Source organism: Exiguobacterium sp. H66 (assembly GCF_018618705.1).
GTDB lineage: Bacteria > Bacillota > Bacilli > Exiguobacteriales > Exiguobacteriaceae > Exiguobacterium_A > Exiguobacterium_A oxidotolerans.
On the sequence record NZ_JACSMQ010000003.1, the window covers coordinates 207,700 to 230,493 of the forward strand.

Genomic DNA, 22,794 nt, shown 5'->3' on the forward strand with positions numbered 1-22,794 from the left:
TAATTGTACGATAACGTAAACGGATTATGTATAAAAAATGGAAAAAAACAGCCGGATAAGGCTGTTTTTTAACGGATTGGAGCGAATTTATAAATCGTTTGAACGGCTTCATCCCAAGAAGAAACACGAATGATGTTCTCTGGAAGTGCTTTTCGATTGTAAGGAGCATCGAACAAAATAACTGGAATTGACGTATCTTCCGCAATTTGTAATGCATTCTCTAATCGATCCTCCATGAATAAATCGAGTGATAGATCACGTACAACTTGAACCTTGTCATGCGACCCGGTCATGATGAGCGAGTCGAGTGGTAACTCATGGCGCGCAATCCATTCTTCCGTAACCGGTCGAACGATTTCTGAGCGTGCCGTTACGTAGTGCAAATCAAAATGTTGACGTAATTCCCATAAATGTTTTTGGACAAATGCCTGAGGCGTAGATTCTCGATAAATACCGAGCTCATGACCAGACTTGACCATGAATTCCCAAAACTCGATTTGTCCCATATCCGTATACGTATGCAATTCATATTCGGATGCCATTTCGAAGTCAATCGAAGTTCCTAAATACTTGTTCATATAGTTAAAACATGAAGACGGGTGCGTAATCGTCCCATCGATATCGATGCCGATTTTCAATTGGATCACCTGCGTTCCTTAAATTTCTGTCATTAGTATAACATAGTCGAAAAACGGATATGAAAAGAACCCTCTTCAATTAAAAAGAGGGCTCTTCAACAATTAAACTTGGTTGGCTTTCGCCGCTTCTTTTTCAGCTTCTTTTTCAAGAACGATTGCATCGATTTCTTTTTTCAATTCTTCGACCATCGTCGCTTCAGGTACTTTACGGATAATTTCTCCGTGGCGGAACAGAAGCCCTTCGTTACGTGCTCCGGCAATTCCGATATCCGCTTCACGTGCTTCGCCAGGACCGTTGACGGCACAGCCGAGTACAGCAACTTTGATGTTGACTTGAATCTTATCGATATAATCCTCGATTTCTGCCGCAATCGCCATCAAGTCGATTTCAATCCGACCGCATGTTGGGCAAGAAATCAATGTTGCTGCGTTTGCTGCGAGACCAAATGATTTCAAGACTTCTTTTGCGACTTTCACTTCTTCGACTGGATCAGCTGATAGTGAGACACGGACCGTGTTCCCGATACCGCGTGAAAGAATCGCACCAAGACCAGCAGCGGATTTTAATGAACCAGTACGTAAAGGACCTGACTCTGTAATACCGACATGAAGTGGGTAGTCAAATGATTCAGATGCTAACTGATAAGCTTCAAGCGCAAGCTGAACGTCAGATGCTTTAAGCGAAACAATGATGTCATGGAAGTCAAGGTCTTCAAGAATCTTAATGTGGTGTAAGGCACTTTCGACCATACCACGTGCTGTTGGGTATCCGTATTTCTCAAGAATGTGTTTCTCGAGTGAACCAGCGTTGACACCAATCCGGATTGGAATGTTTTTAGCTTTTGCAGCTGTGACGACCGCTTCAACTTTTTCGCGACGACCGATGTTACCCGGGTTGATCCGGATTTTGTCGACGCCTGCTTCGATTGCCATGAGCGCAAGTTTATAGTTGAAATGAATGTCGACGACAAGCGGAATGTTGATTCGGCTTTTGATTTCAGCGAGCGCAAGTGCGTCACGTTCTTCTGGACAAGCAACGCGGACGATTTGGCATCCGGCTTCTTCAAGTCGTAAGATTTCAGCGACAGTCGCTTCGACGTCGTGTGTTTTTGTTGTTGTCATACTTTGAATGATGACTTCATTATTTCCACCAATGACAAGGTCCCCAACACGAACGGGACGAGTCTTAGAGCGATGGACCATTTTCGGCATATCGAAAATCTCCTTTTGTGGCATAGCGCCATATTGTGTAAGTTTACCTTCTCTATCATATCGAACTATTCCCTAAAAATCGAGAAACAAGAACGAAATTCGAACATTTACAATTCTTTAATAGAAATAAGCAACTGTCAATCCGCCGGTAGACGGAGCTGAGACGAAGAAGTAAGGCAGAATCACGACTTTGGACGAGTATTTTTTTTTCGCTTCCGCGCTGAGAAAACGGGCAGTAAAGAATAAATGAAGTGACCGACTAATAGGAGCGTCACCCCAAGTGCTGTGAATCCAAGCTGATAACAGAGGACACCGACTGGAAAGCTCCATAAGTTAGCAGCAACCGTATACGGAAAAACTTGCCGGTACGCCCATGGTCTTGGGAGTATCCAATCAATCAACCAACGATTCAAATACGACATCAATAGAAGAAACAGTAAAAGCGCGATGGCGACGAAAATGAAATGGAGCATAAACCAGACGATGAATGGAACCGTTTTGATGATAAATATACTATCGATGACTGTCGTCCAAAATGAAATCCACGCTAATCCACAAAAATAAAGGGAGACATCGGCAAGGCGAGTCTTTAAAAAAGATCGATTTGGAACTAAGGTGGTTTGTAAATAATTAATAAATTGTCTTAAAAAAACCATGATAACACTCTTTTCTCTGTTTCATAACAGTGGTGTAGTGAGTTTAGGAAAGCTTGTAATAAAGGGTTTTATCTGTTTTGGTACAGGTTAATAAAACCTTAACATTCAAATGTTGATAAAACTATTTACAAGTTCAACGGACCTTTACATAATAGGAGAGGTTGAAACAATAAAATCTTAACAAAAAATCAATCCCACTTTTTTAGATATGAGGAGATGAAACGATGAATTATGATTTGCAGGAAATGATTTTCACTTTTATTGGTGGACTCGGTATTTTCCTATTCGGTATTAAGTATATGGGAGATGGGCTCCAAAAAACAGCAGGGGACCGACTTCGTTACATTTTAGACAAATACACATCGAACCCGTTACTCGGAATTCTTGCCGGTATTGTCGTCACGGTCTTGATTCAATCATCGTCAGGTACGACCGTTATCGTCGTTGGACTTGTCAGCGCGGGTCTGATGAATTTACGTCAAGCAATCGGTGTCGTCATGGGGGCGAATATCGGAACGACGATCACGGCCTTCATCATCGGCTTTAACGTCAAGGAAGCAGCCCTTCCTGCAATCGCGCTTGGTGCGTTTCTCATCTTCTTCTTCAATAAAGAACGGATTCAATACATCGGACAAATCTTCTTCGGTTTCGGTGCCTTGTTCTATGGTTTGACATTGATGGGTGACGGCATGAAACCACTTCAATCAAGTGAGTGGTTCCGTGAACTGACGATTTCGATGTCAGACAATCCGTTACTCGGTGTGTTCGTCGGGACGGTCTTTACGTTCCTTGTCCAGTCGTCCTCTGCGACGATTGGTATTTTGCAGGAGCTATACGCTGGTGGCATGATTGATATCAAAGCAGCCCTCCCGATTTTATTCGGGGATAATATCGGAACAACGATCACGGCAGTACTCGCAGCACTCGGTGCATCGATTGCCGCAAAACGGACAGCAGCAGCACACGTCATCTTCAATATCGTCGGTACGATTATTTTCTTAGTCGCCTTACCTTTGTTCTCGACGTTCATCGCTTGGATCACAGGTGTACTCAATCTTGAACCGAAAATGCAAATTGCCTTTGCACACGGTACGTTCAATGTCGTCAACACATTGATTCAATGTTGGTTCATCGCACAAATCGCATGGCTTGTTAAAAAGGTCGTTCCGGGAACAGACACGACAGTCGATTCAAAACCACGTCATTTGGATCAAAACATCTTGAATCAATCGTCTTCACTTGCGCTTAACCAAGCAAAAATGGAAGTCTTACGGATGGGTGAGTTCTCGAAAGAAGCACTCGGTAAAGCACATCGCTACACGCAATCCCATGATAAAAAAGATGTTTCTGACGCTGGTCAGATTGAATATGCAATCAACCATTTGAACACGGAAGTCACGAACTACCTTGTCAAAGTGGCGGCGAACGATCTTTCTGAACGTGAATCGAATGACCATTCGCTCTTAATGCATGCGGTCAATGACTTCGAACGGATTGGTGATCATGTCGAAAACGTAATCGAACTCGTTGACTTCCAAATCGTCAACCGGATTGAATTTACGCCAAAAGCGAAAAAAGAGTTGGATGAAATGTACGTTCTAACACAAAAAATCGTCGATACGGCAATCAAAGCAGTTGAACGTGATGATGTTTCGTTAGCACGCCAAGTCCTTGAATTAGAAGGGAAACTCGATTCACTCGAGCGTTCATTCCGTAAACACCATGTCTTACGCGTCAATGCCGGGGAGTGTACAGGTCAAGCGGGTATGATTTTTGTTGATCTGTTATCGAATCTCGAACGGATTGGCGATCACGCCGTCAATATTACAGATTTAGTACTCGAACAACGTTCGGGAACGGCTTGAATGAAATGAATATAAGCGGGAGGGACTTCTGTAAAGAAGTCCCTCTTTATTTTCGTGAAATAATTTATTGACATTTTAGATGCTTTCCATTAATCTAATTGTAGTTGTTTTAATTCATTATGGCGGTGTAGCTCAGCTGGCTAGAGCGTACGGTTCATACCCGTGAGGTCGTGGGTTCGACTCCCTCCGCCGCTACTATTTACTTAAGGACCCTTAGCTCAGCTGGTTAGAGCTGACGGCTCATAACCGTCCGGTCGCAGGTTCGAGTCCTGCAGGGTCCATTTAAGAAACGCACGCTCCTGTTTAGGGGTGTGCGTTTATTTTTGTTCGCTTGGGGAATATTAAAGATATTGTAATAATATTCATACTATAGTAATTGAGGGAGAGCGAAGAGAGATGGAACGTAACCATACAATGATGCAGTTTTTCGAGTGGCATGTAGAAAATGATGGAAAGCATTGGCAACGTTTAAAAGAGAGAGCGCCGGAGCTTCGTGCTGCAGGCATCACATCTGTTTGGATTCCACCAGCTTCTAAGGGGCAATCAGATGAAGACACAGGGTATGGGATATACGATGTTTATGATTTAGGTGAGTTCGATCAAAAAGGAACGGTTCGGACGAAATACGGGACGAAAGACGAACTACTTGAAGCAATTCAAGTGGCACATGAAAATGAAATTGCCGTTTATGCCGATGTCGTCATGAACCATAAGGCGGCAGCAGATGAACTGGAGACGATCAATGTCGTTGAAGTAAATCCGGAAGATCGGTCGAAAGAAATTTCAGAAGAATTCGAAATCGATGCCTGGACAAAATTCACTTTCCCGGGACGTGACGGGAAGTATTCTGATTTTGTTTGGAATCATGAGTTCTTTAACGGAACGGATTTTGATGCGCGAGAAGAAAGAACCGGCGTCTTCAAAATCTCCGGAAAAAATAAAGACTGGAACGACCAAGTCGATAGCGAATTCGGGAACTACGATTACTTGATGTTTGCGAACATCGATTACAATCATCCTGAAGTTCGCAAGGAAATGATTGACTGGGGGCACTGGTTCAAAGATACACTCGATTGCCAAGGATTTCGACTCGATGCAATCAAGCATATCAATTACGAATTCGTCAATGAATTCGCGAAATCAATGATGGGTGAAAATCCAGAAGATTTTTATATGGTCGGTGAATTTTGGAAATCTGACTTAGATGATTGTCGTCACTTCTTAGATAGCGTTGACTATACAATTGATTTGTTCGATGTTCCGCTTCATTATAAATTCCACGAAGCATCAGAACAGGGGAAAAAATTTGATTTGACGATGCTCTTCGCAGATACACTTGTTGAGTCGCACCCGACGAATGCTGTTACATTCGTTGACAACCATGATTCGCAACCAGGCGAATCGCTTGAGTCGTGGGTCGATGATTGGTTTAAACAACATGCTTACGCATCCGTTCTCCTTCGTAAAGACGGTTATCCGTGTGTCTTTTACGGCGATTATTACGGTGTACAAGGACCACATCCAGTCGAAGGTAAAAAAGAGATGATCGATGCATTGCTGTACGCCCGCTACCATAAAGCATACGGGAAACAAGAAGATTATCTCGATGATCCACACTGTGTCGGTTGGGTCCGTCACGGAGTCGAAGAGTTCCCGAACTCGGGTTGTGCCGTACTATTGTCCAATGCAGACATGTGTGAAAAACGGATGTTCGTCGGAGAAGATCGTGCTGGTGAAGAATGGTTCGATTACACAAATCACCAAGATGAGCCTGTCGTCATCGATGAAGAAGGATTTGGTGTTTTCCCTGTTCCGGGTGGTGGTGTCTCTGTATTCGCACCACGCGATGAACAATAAAATGTAAGGGTCATTACTTGCGTTATACCCGTCATTTTTGCTAGTCTTAAAAGGTATTGAAGTTCCGAAAATAGGATAAAGGGGGACATGAAAATGTCAAAATTTGAATTACCAGAACTCGGCTACGCTTATGATGCGCTTGAGCCACATATCGATGCTCGTACGATGGAGATTCACCACTCGAAACACCATAATGCTTACGTCACGAACGTCAACGCGGCGCTCGAAGGCTCGGAACACGAAGGGAAATCATTAGAAGAGTTGCTTCAAAACCTTGATGCGCTTCCTGCTGACATTCAAACAGCAGTTCGCAACAACGGTGGCGGTCATTGGAACCACTCATTCTTCTGGAAATTGCTTAAAAAGAACGACGGTGCTGCACCATCAGGCGAACTCGCTTCAGCAATCGATGAAGCATTCGGTTCATTCGATGCATTCAAAGATGCGTTCGCTAAAGCAGCGACAACACGCTTTGGATCTGGTTGGGCATGGCTCATCGTCGAAGGTGGCAAACTTGCTGTCGTTTCGACACCGAACCAAGATACACCAGTCATGGAAGGTAAAACGCCAATCCTCGGACTTGATGTTTGGGAGCATGCATACTACCTGAACTACCAAAACCGTCGTCCGGATTACATCAATGCATTCTTCAATGTCATTGATTGGGATCACGTTGCTAAGCTTTACGCTGACGCAAAATAATCGTTTTTAAATGCTAGAACCGTGTCCTCGGTAAGAGGGCACGGTTCTTTTTTTAATGCGGAAAATGATGGGATAGGTTGTTATGGATTGTTTCCTTCTATATAATGAACAAAGATGACTTTTTGAACGATAGGGGAGTACGCCATGGCGAAACGAATCACGGTAAGAGGAAGACGGCGTAACCACTTGCCGCTTCGATTAAATTTAATGTTCTTTGTTGTTTTTTTATTATTTGCGATTTTGATTTTCCGACTTGGTGTCGTCCAAATTGTCAATGGTGAAAAAATCTCACGCGAAGTTCAAAAAACAGAGATGATCGCTTCAAAGTATGAAGTACCACGCGGGAAAATTTATGACCGCGATGGACGATTGCTCGTCGATACGATTTCAAAATATTCAATTGTCTACCGACGCTCGCAAAATACAAAGGTCGATGAGCGGATTGAAACAGCTTCACGTCTCGCTGCCATCATCAATTTACCGAAAGATGATTGGAAGGTAACGGAACGTGATTTAAAAGATTACTGGATCGCGACCAATACAGAAGAGTCGAAACGTCGTTTTGATGCTGTCATGAAAGAAAAGTATCCGACATTGGAAGAACGAAAAAAGTTATCGATTGCTGAAGAGAATCAAGTCATGCTCGATACAATTACAGAGAAAGATATTGATTATGATGATAAAACAATGGAAATCGTCGCAATCAAACACAATATGGAAGTCGGGTATGCGCTTGATCCACAACTCGTCAAGCTTGGTGCGACGGCAAAAGAGATGGCGATCATTGACGAAAATCTCGAAGACCTGAAAGGTGTTTCTGTAGAACCGTTCTATGAACGATCTTATCCATATGAAGGAACGCTCCGGAACATTTTCGGAAAGTACTCGAAGATTCCTGCTGAGCAACAAGCGGAATACAAGGCAAAAGGGTACAGTTTGAACGATCGGGTCGGAACATCGTTTTTAGAACAACAATATGAAGATTTACTGCGCGGTAAACCGGCATATGATGTGTATGAGACGTTTAACGGCGAACCAGTCGGTGAGCCGAACCGCGAAGAAGGAGAGTCTGGAAAAGACCTCGTTCTGACGGTTGACGCGGAATACAACAAACAGGTCGATCAAATCCTCCAACAAGCGATCAAGATGGGTCGTGGTATGGGAAGCGGCTATCTTAAAGAAGGTTATGCGGTCGTGATGAACCCGCAAACGGGTGAAGTTTTAGCGATGTCGGGACAAAAGCTCGATACGGCGACGAATAAATTCAGTGACGTCGCAATCAATAATGTTCTGACCTCACTCCAAATCGGATCGACGATTAAAGGGGCGACGGTTGCAATGGGACTTGAAGAAGGCGTCATTCGTCAAAATGAAGTCATCAATGATGCGCCGATTACAATCGGTGGGACGAAGAAGGCTTCTTACGTCAACATGGGGCCGATTACAGATTTGACGGCGCTCGAACGCTCGTCAAACGTGTATATGTTCAACATCGCAATGCGGATGGCAAATTATCCGAGTAATGGGATTGCAGGGGCGAGCGTCGATGCTGCTGCAGCCATCATGCAAAATTATTACAGCCAGTTCGGGCTCGGCGTGACGACTGGGATTGATTTACCTTACGAAGCGAAAGGTGTGCAAGGGACACCGGACCGCGTCACGCTCTTGATGGACCGTGTCATCGGGCAATATGACGCGTTCACTCCGTTACAAGTCGCGCAGTATATCTCAACACTCGCGAACGGCGGCTATCGTGTTCAACCGCATTTCTTAAAAGAAGTGCTCGCATCGAATTCAATTGAAGAAGATACAAAACAAGTCGAGTATAGCTTCGAAACAAATTACTTGAACCGAATCGAAGTCAGCCAAGACAACATTGATCACGTCCGCGAAGGATTGCATCGAGTCGTCAAAGGAGAGCGCGGGACTTCTAAAGTAATTGCGCTGACAGGAATCGATGCGGCGGCTAAGACAGGTACGGCACAGGTAAGCGTATATGGTGAAGACGGGATTGCGTTACGTGACAGCAGTGGTCAGCCGGTTCGTTCATTAAACTCGAACCTTGTCGGTTGGGCACCATACGATAATCCAGAGATCGCGTGGGCCGTATTCCTTCCATATATGGAGCAGGAAACGGTCAACTCGAAAATTGGTCATGATTTAGTGAAGGCGTACTTCAACGTAAAAGATATTCCGTGGCAGACTAAGCCAAATTAACTAGAAGAGCGAAGGTGAGGAAACTCATCTTCGTTTTTTTTATTTGGATTGACCTTTTTTTATAATGTATTTTGAATTGTAAACTGCAAAAAACAAGCCTTTACAATTCTTTTACGTTGGATTCATTTCGTTTTAATAGTTCATCCGTATTATAAGTCTTGTAAGGGAAACGGATAAAAAGTCGTATTGGTATAAGCGACATACTTCGAGGAGGAAATTTAATCATGTCTTGGATGAAAAAAACAGCACTTATCACAACAGTAGCTTCAATCGCAGTAGTCGGTGCAGCATGCGGAAATGACAAAGGAAGCTCTTCAAGTTCGTCGGATCTTTCAGGAAAGATTGCGATTGATGGATCGTCAACAGTTTTCCCAATCATGGAAGCAGTCGGAGAAGAATATTCGATTGAACAGCCAGATGTAAACGTAACGGTCGGTGTATCAGGGACAGGTGGCGGATTCAAACGTTTCGTCGTCGGTGAAACAGACCTTTCGAACGCTTCACGTGAAATCAAAGAAGAAGAAGCAGCAGAAGCAGAAAAAAATGGAATTGAATATACACGAATGGCACTAGCGCTTGACGGATTAACAGTTGCAGTAAGTAAAGAAAACACATGGGTCAAGGAATTGACGATTGACCAGCTCAATAAAATGTGGCAGGATCCGAACGTCAAAACATGGAAAGATGTCGATTCATCTTACCCAGCAGAACCAATCAAATTCTTCAGCCCTGGTAAAGACTCAGGTACATTCGATTACTTCAATGAGGAAGTAATGGATGAGAAAGATATGCGTAAAGACGTCCAACTTTCTGAAGATGATAACGTCCTCGTTAAAGGTGTCGAAGGAACAAAAGGCGCAATCGGCTACTTTGGTTATGCGTACTATGCTGAAAACAAAGATAAGTTAAAAGAAGTACCGTTATCGGCTGAAGGGAAAGATGCTGTTGATCCAACACCAGAAACAATCAACGATCTTTCATATCCGTTATCACGTGAAATCTACACGTATGTAAACAACAAATCACTCACTGATAAAAAACAAGTCGCTGACTTCGTGAAATTTACGAATGAAAATGCCGGTGATTTAGCGGAAGAAGTCGGTTACGTCAAAATGAAGCAAGAGCGTTATGACGAAAATGCAAAAGCAATCGAAGATGCAATGAAATAAACATCCGAATAGGAGGGTGACTTAAAAAGGGGGGAATCTCTCCCTTTTTAAGTCCCGTTCTTATGTAGGAATGATGAAGTAGGGAGCGAAGAAGGATGAATTCATCATCAAAAAACTCGGTTCGCGAGCTGATTCAACAGAACCGAAAACAAAAATTCAGTATGAAAAACATCATGGAACGAATTATGCCAATCATCTTATTTTTATGTGCGTTTGCTTCGGTCGTTACGACCATTGGCATCATTCTCACGTTAGTCATCGAAACGGAACATTTCTTTGAAGTCGTCTCAATCAAAGAATTTTTCGGTAGTACGAGCTGGTACCCGTTGAACTCGGTTCCAGAGTACGGAATCTGGCCGCTCGTCGTCGGAACACTTGAGATTACCGTGATTGCGATGCTAGTTGCCGTGCCGATCGGACTCACATCTGCTATTTATTTAAGTGAGTATGCGTCAGAGCGCGCACGTCGTGTGTTAAAACCAATTCTTGAAGTCTTAGCAGGTGTCCCGACAATCGTCTTCGGTTTCTTCGCGTTGACGTTCGTCACACCTCTACTCGTAAAGTTAATTCCCGGTCTTGCGATTTACAACGCACTCAGCCCAGGGATTGTCGTCGGAATCATGATCATCCCGATGATTGCCTCGATTTCTGAGGATGCGATGAGTTCTGTCCCGAAAAAAATCCGTGACGGTGCGCTCGCACTTGGTTCGACACGCCTTGAAGTGGCTTTAAAAGTCGTAGTTCCGGCAGCACTTTCAGGTATCATCGCGTCGATCGTCCTAGGGATGTCTCGTGCGATTGGTGAAACAATGATTGTGACGATTGCCGGGGGATCAAATCCTACTGCAACCGTCAATCCGCTTGAACCTGTCCAAACGATGACAGCTTATATCGTTCAAGTCGCGCTTGGTGATGCGGGATATGGAACCGTTGAATATTATAGTATCTACGCTGTCGGTACGCTGTTGTTCGTCTTTACACTTGTGATGAACCTCCTCGCGAACTGGATTACGCGTCGTTTCAGAGAGGAGTATTAAGATGGCCTTACCAGAAAAACAACCTGTACAAAAAAAGTTCATTGATCCAGTTGCAGTAAAAAAATCAATCAGTCAGCGTCTTGTCGTCAACAATGTGACGAAAGTGATTTTCTTGATTGGTCTCCTATTTGGTCTCGTCGTTCTTGGTATTCTTCTTGTCGGCGTACTCCGTGATGGTGCTGCATGGTTATCGCTTGATTTCCTTCAGAATGGCCCATCACGACGTCCAGAACGCGCTGGAATCTATCCTGCACTGATGGGTACGATCTTCTTAATGCTTTTAATCGTTCCAATGATTTTCATCATGGGTGTCGGAGCTGCGATTTATTTAGAGGAATACGCGAAAAAAGGGCGGATGACATCGTTCATCGAAGTCAACATCTCGAACTTGGCAGGCGTACCTTCAATCGTTTTCGGTTTGCTCGGTTTAACATTCTTCGTCCGGAATATGGGCTTCGGTTCAACATTGATCGCTGGAGCGTTGACGCTCGCGTTAATGAGCTTACCGGTCGTCATCGTATCGTCGCAAGAGGCGATTCGTTCCGTACCGCAAGCGATGCGTCATGCTTCACTTGCACTTGGTGCCTCGAAATGGCAGACGACGTTCAAAGTCGTTTTACCGGCGTCACTTCCAGGTGTCATTACGGGAATCATCTTAGCTGTCTCACGTGCGATCGGTGAAACAGCACCGCTTATCATGGTCGGAGCAGCCATCTTCATCGCCCGTGCACCAGAAGGGATCTTTTCAGAGTTTACGGCGTTGCCGATTCAAATTTATAACTGGACAAGCCGTCCGAAAGCTGATTTCCAAGGTCTTGCTGCAGCAGGAATCATTGTCTTGATGGTGATTTTATTGACAATGAACTCACTTGCAATCTGGATTCGAAATCGTTTTTCTAAACGTTATTAATCGTAGGAGTGTGCTGAATCGTTTTTAAGGAGGAACACAGATGATGGATACGAAGCTGACGACAAAAACAGCCGAGAAAGAAGGGGCAACAACTATGAATCAACCAGTAGCTGCGCAAGACAGTGTATACCGTGTCGACAATTTAAACTTATGGTACGGCGATGACCACGCCTTAAAAGATGTCAACTTAGATATTAAACAAAACGAAGTCACGGCAATCATCGGACCGTCTGGGTGCGGGAAATCGACATTCATCAAAACCTTGAACCGGATGGTCGAGCTCGTGCCAATCGTACGGACGAACGGTGTCATCGAATATAACGGCCGGAACATCTTCGATAAAGAATATGAAGTGGAAGAATTACGGACGTCCGTCGGAATGGTTTTTCAGCAACCGAACCCGTTCCCGAAATCGATTTACGATAACATCGCGTACGGACCACGTGTCCACGGTGTCAAAAACAAAAAGATTTTAGATGAAATCGTGGAACGTAGCTTGCGAGGTGCGGCGATTTGGGATGAAGTCAAAGATCGTCTGAATGAAAATGCCTACGGATTATCAGGTGGGCAACAACAACGTCTTTGTATCGCGCGGTGCCTTGCAATCGAACCGGATGTCATCTTAATGGATGAGCCAACTTCAGCACTCGACCCGATTTCGACACTCAAAGTCGAGGAACTCGTCCAGGAGTTGAAAAAAGAGTACTCGATCATCATCGTGACGCATAATATGCAACAGGCAGCACGTGTCTCAGATAAGACGGCATTCTTCTTGAACGGAGAAGTAGTGGAGTTTGATCAAACGGATCGTATCTTCTCGAATCCGAGTGATAAGCGGACAGAGGATTATATTTCAGGACGATTCGGATAATTAGGAGGAACTTTCAATGGCAGCTCACCGTACGATTTTTGGAGAAAATCTAGCAGTACTCGATCAAAAAGTCTTTCTTCTTGCCCGCAAGACGATGCAACAGATTGCGACGACAGCAGAAGCACTTGAAAAATACGATCTCGACATCGCGCGTACAGTAATTGAAAATGATAACGAACTCGATGCGCTGGAACTTGAAATCAATGATGATGCGATTCTTTTGATTGCGAAACAACAACCAGTGGCAACGGATTTACGTCGACTCGTGACAGCGATGAAAATCGCAACAGACTTAGAGCGGATTGCCGATTATGCCGGAAACATCTCGAAAGCGGTTTTACGTGTCGAAACATTTCCTTATGTCATCGACATCTCGCTTCTAAAAGAAGCGTTTGAAACATTGCTTGATATGACGGAAACAGCCATCGTCGCCTATCGCGATGGCGATATCGAAAAAGCAAAAGCGTTATCCGATCTCGACAACATCATTGATGAGACGACATATAAAGCGCTTCGCCAATACATGCGCCATATGTCATTGCAACCGATTGTTGTCGATGAAATCATGCAGTTTACGAACATCTGTCGCTACATCGAACGGATGGGAGACCATTTGACGAACGTCGGGGAGCACCTCATCTATCTTGAAAAAGGGAAACACTACGACTTAAATAACTAACTTGAGTAGGTACGAGGAAAATCCTCGACCTACTTTTTTTCGTAAAGGAATTTGAAACAAGTTTGTAGAATAGGAAAGAAGTGAATAAAGATAAAGAGGTGATAGGTAATGCTTGATAAAATCATAAAATTAAAAGAACAAGGACTGACGATAAAACAAATCGCTGAGAAATTAGAGTCGACGGAAGGGAAAGTGAAATATGCGTGGAGTAAGTACCGAAAATCACTTTCAGAACCAGCGGACAAAAAAACAGCAGCTCCTAAAAAACAACAGAAAGCCACTCCATCGATGAAAGTGGCTGCGAATGAAATCGTTCCTGCTGTCATCGCCATACCATCGCTTGAACGGGATGCATTCGGGATGGCGACGCACTATGAAGATGACATCATGCATGCCATCGTTCAATCGCCGACGGCATTGTACGTGTATTGGGAGCTCTCTGAGTTATCTCGTAAAATGTTAGAGACGCATTACCATGCAGCGTTCGATTCATTCCGTAAAGAACTTCGAATCATTGATGTGACGTTAGTCGAGTATGAAAAAGGTGAAGCGAACCGGACGTATCAATTTGAACTGCCGGAAATGACGAACTCTTGGTTCGTTCGTCCGTTATCCCCAAACACTACATACATCATCGAATGGGGAATTCAAACAATTGATGGTGACTTTGTTCCGGTACTACGTTCGAAGCCGGTCGAGACGCCGCGTGACGAACCTGTCGTTGAAGGGCGATTCGCTGAAGTCGTCGCTCGTTGGCAAAATGGAGAAGTCGAGCAACCGGAATGGGTAGAAGTTTTACGACCGTATTCTTATTTCGACCGAATTCGTTGAGCTAAAAGATAGAAAGAAGGAGAGGAAGAGAAAACATGCGCAAAGGCTATTTTTCACTCGTTTTACATGCCCATTTACCTTATATTCGTCATCAGGAAGCTCATCGTCTAGAAGAGCGTTGGATGTACGAAGCGATTTCAGAAACGTATATTCCGTTATTATGGGAAATTGATCGTCTAGAGCGCCCGCTCGGATGGACGATTAGTATTTCTCCACCCGTCATTGAAATGCTTGCGGATTCATTGATTCAAGAACGTTATGTAGAGCATTTAGATGATACATTACGCTTGATTGATCAAGAACTTGACCGCGATTTAGTGCCGGAAGAACGGGATGCCCTGCTTTTCTATAAAGAACGGTACCGTGACTTAAAAAATACATTCGAACATTGGGGTCGCGATTTAAACCATGCCTTCCGTCATTATAAAGAAGCAGGTTACCTTGAACTGATGACCTGTACGGCAACGCATGGTTTCAGTCCGCACATGTTATCAGAGCAAGCTGCCCGGTCAGAGATTCAAACTGGATTAAACTGTTTCGAACGTCATTATGGATTCCGTCCAACGGGGCTATGGATGCCGGAATGTGCCTATACACCAGGTCTTGATAAAATCATGTACGAAGAGGGGATTCGTTATACATTCGTAGACGAACATTCCATCTTAAACGCTGATCCTGCTCCAAAACACGGCATCGGCGCACCGGTCTATTCGCCACATGGTGTTGCACTGTTTCCGCGCGATCAAATCATTTCTGGACGCATTTGGAGTTCTGTCATTGGTTATCCGGGACACCCGAACTATCGTGAATTTTACCGCGATCTTGCCTATGATCGGGAGTGGGACCAAATTGCAGAATTCATGCATCCTGAAGGACTCCGCTACGATACGGGTTTAAAATTACATCGTGTTACAGGAGAGTCCGATCAAAAGGCTTTTTATGTCCGCGACTGGGCTTGGAAACAAACGGATGAGCATGCAGCTGACTTTGCGGAAGCATTGGCGGAGCATCTTGACCAGCACAGTGGACAAGACTTCCCGCCGTTTCTTGTCACAGCACCATTTGACGCGGAATTATTTGGTCATTGGTGGTTTGAGGGACCGGACTTCCTCGGTAAAGCCATGGAACGACTTGAAGATGTTGGGGTCGAATCGATTTCACCTACAATGTTCCTCGAGCGTCATTTTGGCGACATCGAGACGGTGCACGTCGCAATGGGGACATGGGGCCGGAAAGGGTATGCGGATGTGTGGATCAATGAACGGAACGACTGGATGATTCGTCACTTGCATCAACTTGAAAAACGATTAGCCGGTGTCATGGCGCGTAATCGTCATCAAGATGGTTTGACGGTCAAAGCAAAACGTCAATTGATTCGTGAATACTTGCTCGCGGTTTCGAGCGACTGGCCGTTCATTCTCGATGGACAGACGACGGCACAATATGCGGCAAATCGATTCCGAGAACATATTAAGCGATTTGAAGAGACGGAACGCCTACTGGATGAAAAAGAATTGACGATGGAATGGCTTGAAGCGCGTTATGCCGAATATCCTTTCCTAGCAGATGAAGATATTGAACCTGACGTCTATTTGACGACGCATGACTACTATGTTGCGGTGCAACGTGAAACGTCATGGAACGATGCCGCGATTTTACTCGTCGCAAAAGATTACCAAGATTCGAACCGACCAATTGCTGAGTTTGCGAAGCGATTGGCAGGAGCGGGAGAAAATGTCTATGTCATCACAGAAAATGAGACGGCTTATCGATTTGAAGATGGCGTTCATATTTACGGCGTCCGCATGACGGGTCTACCGCTCGTTCAGACTTACAATCAGTTGGCCGGATTAAATCTTGCCGTGTTGCGTCAAGCGCAAGCCCTGCATAAAATCGTAGAATTCCGCCTTGTCCATAACTTTACGATGGAGACGGCGTCGGCTGCTCAATCGTTTGCTGAGATCAACCAGTTGCCGCTTGTCAGCAATGTGTACAATCTTGAGAGTGAACGTTCTCCAGCGAGTAGCGGTGGTTTAGTTGTTGCGATTAAACGATTAGAGGGCGAAGCACTTCGTCATTCACAATTGATTTATTTAGAACGTGAAGAAGCGAGACAAGGAATCGAAAATGATTATCATGTTGCTCAAAAACCGCTTGAATTCCAAGTGAACCTTGAAAAACCATACGAACAATTGGCGATTCAGAAAAAGAACGGATGAACAGTTGCAATTCCGTTCCTTTCTTGGTACGATACTTGAGTATGCTTAACCTTATGTAAAGCAAAAACACTTGATACATTGAGAGCTAGATAGGAGGGAATCCCATGCGCGTTAAAATTACTTTGGCTTGCACTGAAACTGGTGACCGTACTTATATCACTAAAAAGAACAAGCGTAACAACCCAGAGCGTCTTGAGTTGAAGAAATACAACCCACGTCTCCGTAAGCACACACTTCACCGTGAAGTAAAATAATTGAGATGGAAGCCGTCACCTTGTGTGATGGCTTTTTTTGTGAATGGGGGAATACTATATGAATAAAAAAGCGGTGCGACGGGTAATCGCAGAGCGACTGAACCGGTTGGAAAACCGGCAGGAGCGGGAACGACGAATTGCAGAGCAGTTATTTGTATTGCCAGAATGGATGAATGCGACGTCAATTGCGGTGACCCTCTCGTTTCGAAACGAATGTTCAACGGAACGAGTCATTCAACAAGCATGGGCGGATGGAAAACGTGTCGTCATTCCGAAGGTCATTGGTCAAGAAATGAGATTTTTTGAACATTCGTCAAGCAGTCGACTGATTGAGAATTCGATGGGGATTTTTGAACCGGATGCAACTGCTTTTGAAATTCCATTGCCGACGATTGATCTTTGTATCGTACCGGGTCGTGCCTATATGCGTAATGGCTATCGCTTAGGATGGGGCGGTGGGTTTTATGATCGTGCGTTGATTGATTTTTCAGGTCCGACGCTTTCGATTGCATTTGCCGTTCAAGTCGTGGAACGATTCGAAGTAGAATCATTTGATCGCCCGGTTGATACAATTGTCACTGAAGATGAGGTCATTCAATGTCATTAACTGTTCTTCTATTCATCTGCTTAGCCCTCGGATATGCTGGCTATCAATTCGGATTATTAACGAAAAGCGGTGCATTCTTGACGATACTTGTCGGCAGCACGGTTGTCTATGCGCTCGATTCCGAAGGATTAGTCCTGTTACTGTTATTCTTCGGTAGCTCTAGCCTGTTATCAAAACTCGGTAAGGCACGCAAGCAGTCCGTCGATCAAATCGTCGAGAAGGATGGTGCACGAGATGGTTGGCAAGTACTTGCCAACGGTGGAACCGCTATGCTTGCTTCGATAGGCGTTGTACTGACAAATGAATTTGATTTTTTATTAGTTTTCTTGATTGTCATTGCTGCTTCGAATGCAGATACATGGGCATCCGAGATTGGTCCGCTTTCTAAAAAAGAACCGATTTCAATCCGGACGTTTAAACCGGTCTTACGAGGAACGAGCGGCGGGGTATCCTTACTCGGGACACTCGCGACAATCATCGGTGCATTATTTATCGCGACAGCGGGTGATATTCTATTCGATTTGTCCGTAAAGCAATGGTTGATCGTCGCGGCCGGAGGTGTCCTTGGCAGTATTCTCGATACGGTGTTAGGCGCTACCGTCCAACGAAAGTATCGTTGTCAGATTTGTGGCAAAGAAACCGAGAAAAAAATCCATCATGGTACTACGACACAATATGTCCGAGGGTGGAAGTGGCTAGGGAATGACGCCGTTAATTATTTGTCCAGTACGCTAGCGGGGCTGATTGGTTTCATGTTGTATCGATTGTGGTAATGGAAGGTGAAGTACCTGACTTCCTTATGTTAGGATATTGTTGACACAAATTAGACAAAATGTGACCGTTTACACAGTCTTTAATAGTTTGTGAAAGATGTTACAATCTAATTGTGAGATAGTTAACAAACTTTTAATTTGTTTGGAAGGGTGGACATATCGGATGGAATTACATGCTAAAGTTACACGCGTTGCGTTAATTGGTGCGGGGGCAGTAGGATCAAGTTTTGCGTATCAAATGACGACAGCTGGACTTTGTGAAGAACTTGTCATCATTGATGTGAATAAAGCAAAAGCTGAAGGGGAAGCGATGGATTTAAATCACGGGACGCCATTCAGTTCTTCGCCGATGCGAATATGGGCAGGGGATTACGGGGATTGTAAAGATGCCGAAGTCATCGTGATCACGGCCGGTGCACCACAAAAACCGGGTGAGACACGACTTGACCTCGTTGCGAAAAATGCTTTAATCATGAAAGAAATGATGCGCCAAATCATGGAATCAGGATTTGACGGCATCATCGTCGTCGCATCAAATCCCGTTGATATCATGGCACATTTAGCATGGAAATATTCTGGTTTACCAAAGTCACGCGTCTTCGGATCAGGAACGGTACTCGATACGGCACGCTTGCGCCAAATGTTAGGAGAATACTTTAATATCGATTCACGAAACGCCCACGCCTATATTTTAGGTGAGCATGGCGACACGGAATTCGCTGCCTGGAGCAACTCAAGAATCTATGGAAAAACGATTGATGAACTGCTTGCAGAAGACGATCGTTATTCTCAAAAAGATTTAGATCAAATCTATATCAATGTACGCGATGCAGCCTATCATATCATTGAACGAAAAGGTGCAACATACTATGCGATTGGACTTGGTCTCGTTCGGATCGTCCGTGCGATTCTCGGGAACGAGAACTGTTTGTTGACTGTAGGAGCGCACGTTGACGGACAGTACGGGATTTCTGGTATTCATATCGGTGTACCTGCCGTGATTAACCGACAAGGTGTGCGCGAAGTTATCGAGGTGTCGCTGACGGATGAGGAATTAAAAAAATTCCATCATTCGGCGGAAGTTTTACGTCAAACGATGGAACCTGTCTTACGTTAAATCGGAAGCGTCAATCGTACCCACTGAACTCGGGCAAATGGGGTTTCAGTGGGTACGATTTTTTGATTAGAAAAAAGGACGCGATAAAAAATCTGAAAACTAGGTTTTATTTTACTAGAAAAAGGTTATGTTAGGGATAGAAGAGTTTTTCATGTCTTAAGAAACATTAGAAAACTCACAAAGGGGAGAAACGATAGTCATGTATACATTTCGAACGTTAACAAAGGAAGATGCAGAACAGTATTGGCGCTTACGCCTCGAAGGTCTAAAAAATCATCCGGATGCATTTGGTCATTCTTTTGACGATGAGCAACAAACGCCACTCGAAGAAGTTCAAGAGGGGCTAGAAGGAGATCCAGAGTCTGATGAAGTTTGGATCGGGATATTCGATGAAGATACATTGTTTGGATTTGGTCAGGTCAAACCGTACGAACTGTCACGGGAATCACATAAGGCGATGATTTCTGGTGTCTATATCTCACCGGATTATCGTGGGGGCACGGGTCGCGCCCTAATGGAGGCCTTGATTGAAGAGGCGAAACAAATTCCGGAAGTCGAACAAGTCATTCTAGCCGTCTTGTCAGGAAATGAAGCTGCTCAAAAACTCTATGAATCACTTGGTTTCGAAGTATATGCAGAAGACCCTGATTCGGTCAAACTAGAGGATGGGACGTATCGAGATGACATTTGGATGAAAAAATACGTCTAAATGAAAGAGTTAAGAAGTCATTTAAAGGATGAAAGTCGTAGCGCAACTGTTGCTATGGCTTTTTTTCATAGCAGGCGGTCGCTTTTTTTGATTGTGCATTCTTTTTCGACTGGAGAGAGATATTTGGTATCATAAGAAGGAAACGATTTCATTAAAATAAGCCGTCCTTCCTTAAAAAGGACGTCAAACGAGGAGCGAACAAGATGAAAGCTGTGATTGAGACGATTCGTGAATTAGTAGAAATCCCAAGTCCGACTGGATTTACCGCGCATGCTCTTACATATGTAGAAAATCGATTTAAAGCAGAAGGAATTACGTATAAAAAGTTAGAAAAGGGAGCATTGCTCGCTACGTTGCCCGGACAGTCTTCACGGATTCGTTTGTTGACAGCACACGTCGATACGCTCGGGGCGATGGTCAAAGAGATTTTGCCGACGGGGCGACTGACGTTATCTCAACTTGGCGGTTATGCGTGGACGGCGATCGAAGGTGAAAACTGTCTCGTCCATAAAATGGACGGACAGACGATCTCGGGAACGATTTTGTTCCATCACTCAAGCGTCCATACGTCACGCGTGACGAACACTGAAGAGCGAAATGCGACGAACATCGAAGTGAGACTCGATATCCGGTCAACGACGGCAGAAGAGACACGGGTAGCAGGGATTGAAGTCGGTGACATCGTGACGTTTGATCCGCGATTTATTCATACCGAAACAGGCTTCGTCAAATCACGTCATCTGGACGATAAAGCATCCGTCGCCCTGTTGCTCGAACTGATCAAGGAATGGAAAAACGAGACATTACCGCATACGACGCAAATTCTGATTTCGAATTATGAAGAAGTCGGATTTGGTGGGAATGCCGGTTTTTCTGAAGACGTCGCAGAATACATCGCTGTCGATATGGGCGCATTAGGAGAAGGACAACACTCGGATGAATATACGGTATCAATCTGTGCAAAAGACAGCTCAGGACCGTATGACCTTGCGTTACGTCATCAGTTCACACGTCTCGCTCAAAGCCATTCGATTCCGTATAAGGTCGATATCTATCCCTATTACGGTTCCGACGCTTCAGCAGCCGTCAGTGCGGGGCACGACGTCCGTCATGGACTGCTTGGTCCAGGAATCGAATCGAGTCACTCGTATGAACGGACGCATGAAGCGTCACTTCAAGCGACGTATGATTTACTGAATGTGTTCGTGAAGGAGAAAATGAATGATGAAAACACTTTATGATGTGCAACAGTTATTGAAAACGTACGGGACGATCGTCTACTTAGGCGATCGCGAGTCGGATATAGCAATGATGATGCTCGAACTCGATGAACTCGAGCAAGCCGGTGTGTTAGAAAAAAAGCAATATGATTCAGCGAAAGTGATTTTGGCACATGAATTGAAAAAATCACGACATTCGTAAGAAAAAGTCTTGTGCAACCCTTTGCACAAGATTGCCGTTCAGCTAAACTAATAGAGATGAAATCATTTACGAATAAGGGAGCTATGCAGATGAAATGGTTACTCGGGATTGATATTGGTGGAACGACAGTCAAGATGGCAATTCTTGATTTACAAGGCATCATCGTTGAGAAATGGGAGATTGAGACGGTCATCCTGAATGATGGGGAACAGATTCCAGGCGACATCGCGACATCTTTTTTTGAGAAATGTAAAGAGAGTAATAAACGCCCGGAAGACTTCGTTGGTGCCGGAATCGGTGCACCAGGCTTCATCGACTTTAATACCGGTGTCGTCGAACGTGCCGTCAACATCGGTTGGAATAACTTTGAGTTGATTGGTGAATTTGAACGATTGACGGGTTTACCGGCTGTTATTGAAAATGATGCGAATGCAGCGGCAATTGGTGAGATGTGGAAAGGTGCCGGTAGTGGAGCGACGGAGTTACTTGCTGTGACACTCGGGACAGGCGTCGGTGGTGGATTGATTACGAACGGTCAAATCGTTCACGGGACAGTCGGGATGGCAGGAGAAATCGGGCATATCACGATGTTAGCAGAAGGCGGCGTCCTGTGCGGTTGTGGACGAAAAGGATGTCTTGAAACGATCGCCTCTGCGACCGGTGTGGCACGTCTCGGGCTCGAAAAACGAAAAGGACAGCAAACGGTCCTGAACGATATTCAAGCCGTGACGGCGAAGGATGTCTTCGATGCCTATACGAAGGGCGACCGGATTGCGACGGAAGTCGTCGAGGAAGTGACGTTCCATCTCGGATTAGCAATCTCGAATCTCGCGAACAGCATCAATCCGGAAATGATCGTTATCGGTGGCGGGGTTTCAAAAGCAGGGGATGCTTTGATGGTACCGCTCAAAAAACAATTTGAACGCTTCGCGTTACCGCGTGTGTTTGAGTCGACGACTTTCAAAATTGCTGAACTTGAGAATGACGCAGGTGTCATCGGTTGTGCATGGCTTGCGAAACAAATGTTCTTGAAAAAATGATTTCATTAA

Annotated in this window: 22 protein-coding genes and 2 tRNA genes; 21 read left to right on the forward strand and 3 right to left on the reverse strand. The window is 44.6% G+C overall.

Annotation, left to right across the window (positions count from 1 at the left end):
• Nucleotides 1-68: 68 nt before the first annotated feature.
• The 3 genes from KNP88_RS07010 to KNP88_RS07020 all read right to left on the reverse strand — a co-directional run bounded on the left by KNP88_RS07010 (nt 69) and on the right by KNP88_RS07020 (nt 2,506).
• Nucleotides 69-647: a 5' nucleotidase, NT5C type gene (locus KNP88_RS07010; protein ID WP_235195212.1), complete on the reverse strand. Its 579-nt coding sequence runs from the start codon at nt 645-647 to the stop codon at nt 69-71.
• 93 nt (nt 648-740) lie between these two features.
• The gene (ispG, locus tag KNP88_RS07015) at nt 741-1,850 is read right to left on the reverse strand and encodes a flavodoxin-dependent (E)-4-hydroxy-3-methylbut-2-enyl-diphosphate synthase (RefSeq protein WP_029332972.1); all 1,110 of its coding nucleotides are present in this window, start codon (nt 1,848-1,850) and stop codon (nt 741-743) included.
• A 182-nt stretch (nt 1,851-2,032) separates the two neighbouring features.
• Nucleotides 2,033-2,506, reverse strand: a complete 474-nt coding sequence (locus KNP88_RS07020; protein ID WP_214893029.1) for a hypothetical protein — start codon at nt 2,504-2,506, stop codon at nt 2,033-2,035.
• A 224-nt stretch (nt 2,507-2,730) separates the two neighbouring features.
• Here KNP88_RS07020 and KNP88_RS07025 point away from each other — a divergent pair, with 224 nt between their 5' ends.
• The 21 genes from KNP88_RS07025 (at nt 2,731) to KNP88_RS07125 (ending at nt 22,785) form a co-directional block, all read left to right on the forward strand.
• Entirely contained in the window at nt 2,731-4,371 is a 1,641-nt protein-coding gene (locus KNP88_RS07025; protein WP_214893031.1) for a Na/Pi cotransporter family protein, read from the forward strand.
• Nucleotides 4,372-4,492: 121 nt separating this feature from the next.
• A tRNA-Met gene (locus KNP88_RS07030) sits at nt 4,493-4,566 on the forward strand.
• 12 nt (nt 4,567-4,578) lie between these two features.
• Nucleotides 4,579-4,652, forward strand: a tRNA-Ile gene (locus KNP88_RS07035).
• 115 nt (nt 4,653-4,767) lie between these two features.
• Entirely contained in the window at nt 4,768-6,228 is a 1,461-nt protein-coding gene (locus tag KNP88_RS07040) for an alpha-amylase (protein ID WP_214893033.1), read from the forward strand.
• Nucleotides 6,229-6,321: 93 nt separating this feature from the next.
• A complete protein-coding gene (locus tag KNP88_RS07045) occupies nt 6,322-6,930 on the forward strand; it encodes a superoxide dismutase (RefSeq protein WP_088836581.1) in 609 nt (202 codons plus the stop codon).
• 144 nt (nt 6,931-7,074) lie between these two features.
• Nucleotides 7,075-9,147 carry a peptidoglycan D,D-transpeptidase FtsI family protein gene (locus KNP88_RS07050; RefSeq protein ID WP_088836582.1) on the forward strand — a complete coding sequence of 691 codons (2,073 nt, stop codon included), beginning with the start codon at nt 7,075-7,077 and terminating at the stop codon, nt 9,145-9,147.
• Between the two features lie 224 nt (nt 9,148-9,371).
• The gene (locus KNP88_RS07055; protein WP_214893034.1) at nt 9,372-10,316 is read left to right on the forward strand and encodes a PstS family phosphate ABC transporter substrate-binding protein; all 945 of its coding nucleotides are present in this window, start codon (nt 9,372-9,374) and stop codon (nt 10,314-10,316) included.
• A 95-nt stretch (nt 10,317-10,411) separates the two neighbouring features.
• Nucleotides 10,412-11,353, forward strand: coding sequence for a phosphate ABC transporter permease subunit PstC (gene pstC, locus KNP88_RS07060; protein ID WP_088836584.1), 942 nt, complete (start codon nt 10,412-10,414; stop codon nt 11,351-11,353).
• Nucleotide 11,354: 1 nt separating this feature from the next.
• A complete protein-coding gene (gene pstA, locus KNP88_RS07065; RefSeq protein ID WP_214893035.1) occupies nt 11,355-12,263 on the forward strand; it encodes a phosphate ABC transporter permease PstA in 909 nt (302 codons plus the stop codon).
• Between the two features lie 94 nt (nt 12,264-12,357).
• Nucleotides 12,358-13,134, forward strand: a complete 777-nt coding sequence (gene pstB / locus KNP88_RS07070) for a phosphate ABC transporter ATP-binding protein PstB (protein WP_239456901.1) — start codon at nt 12,358-12,360, stop codon at nt 13,132-13,134.
• A gap of 16 nt (nt 13,135-13,150) precedes the next feature.
• Nucleotides 13,151-13,813, forward strand: coding sequence for a phosphate signaling complex protein PhoU (gene phoU, locus KNP88_RS07075; protein WP_088836587.1), 663 nt, complete (start codon nt 13,151-13,153; stop codon nt 13,811-13,813).
• Between the two features lie 108 nt (nt 13,814-13,921).
• Entirely contained in the window at nt 13,922-14,644 is a 723-nt protein-coding gene (locus KNP88_RS07080; RefSeq protein WP_214893036.1) for a DUF4912 domain-containing protein, read from the forward strand.
• Between the two features lie 35 nt (nt 14,645-14,679).
• Nucleotides 14,680-16,863 (forward strand): glycoside hydrolase family 57 protein, encoded by a 2,184-nt coding sequence (locus KNP88_RS07085; RefSeq protein ID WP_214893037.1) that lies wholly within the window; start codon nt 14,680-14,682, stop codon nt 16,861-16,863.
• A 104-nt stretch (nt 16,864-16,967) separates the two neighbouring features.
• Complete coding sequence (gene rpmG, locus KNP88_RS07090) at nt 16,968-17,117, forward strand: 50S ribosomal protein L33 (RefSeq protein ID WP_012369771.1); 150 nt, start codon at nt 16,968-16,970, stop codon at nt 17,115-17,117.
• A 58-nt stretch (nt 17,118-17,175) separates the two neighbouring features.
• A complete protein-coding gene (locus tag KNP88_RS07095) occupies nt 17,176-17,724 on the forward strand; it encodes a 5-formyltetrahydrofolate cyclo-ligase (RefSeq protein WP_214893038.1) in 549 nt (182 codons plus the stop codon).
• Nucleotides 17,715-18,497, forward strand: coding sequence for a DUF92 domain-containing protein (locus KNP88_RS07100; RefSeq protein WP_088836591.1), 783 nt, complete (start codon nt 17,715-17,717; stop codon nt 18,495-18,497). Before KNP88_RS07095 ends, KNP88_RS07100 begins: the two co-directional genes overlap by 10 nt.
• Nucleotides 18,498-18,660: 163 nt before the next feature.
• The gene (locus tag KNP88_RS07105) at nt 18,661-19,614 is read left to right on the forward strand and encodes an L-lactate dehydrogenase (protein WP_029332987.1); all 954 of its coding nucleotides are present in this window, start codon (nt 18,661-18,663) and stop codon (nt 19,612-19,614) included.
• 199 nt (nt 19,615-19,813) lie between these two features.
• On the forward strand, nt 19,814-20,323 hold the full coding sequence (locus KNP88_RS07110; protein ID WP_088836593.1) for a GNAT family N-acetyltransferase: 510 nt from the start codon (nt 19,814-19,816) through the stop codon (nt 20,321-20,323).
• Nucleotides 20,324-20,526: 203 nt separating this feature from the next.
• Nucleotides 20,527-21,564, forward strand: coding sequence for a M42 family metallopeptidase (locus KNP88_RS07115; RefSeq protein WP_214765395.1), 1,038 nt, complete (start codon nt 20,527-20,529; stop codon nt 21,562-21,564).
• A complete protein-coding gene (locus tag KNP88_RS07120; RefSeq protein WP_214765394.1) occupies nt 21,548-21,745 on the forward strand; it encodes a YqgQ family protein in 198 nt (65 codons plus the stop codon). Before KNP88_RS07115 ends, KNP88_RS07120 begins: the two co-directional genes overlap by 17 nt.
• Before the next feature lie 83 nt (nt 21,746-21,828).
• A complete protein-coding gene (locus KNP88_RS07125; protein WP_157898463.1) occupies nt 21,829-22,785 on the forward strand; it encodes an ROK family glucokinase in 957 nt (318 codons plus the stop codon).
• Nucleotides 22,786-22,794 lie beyond the last annotated feature (9 nt).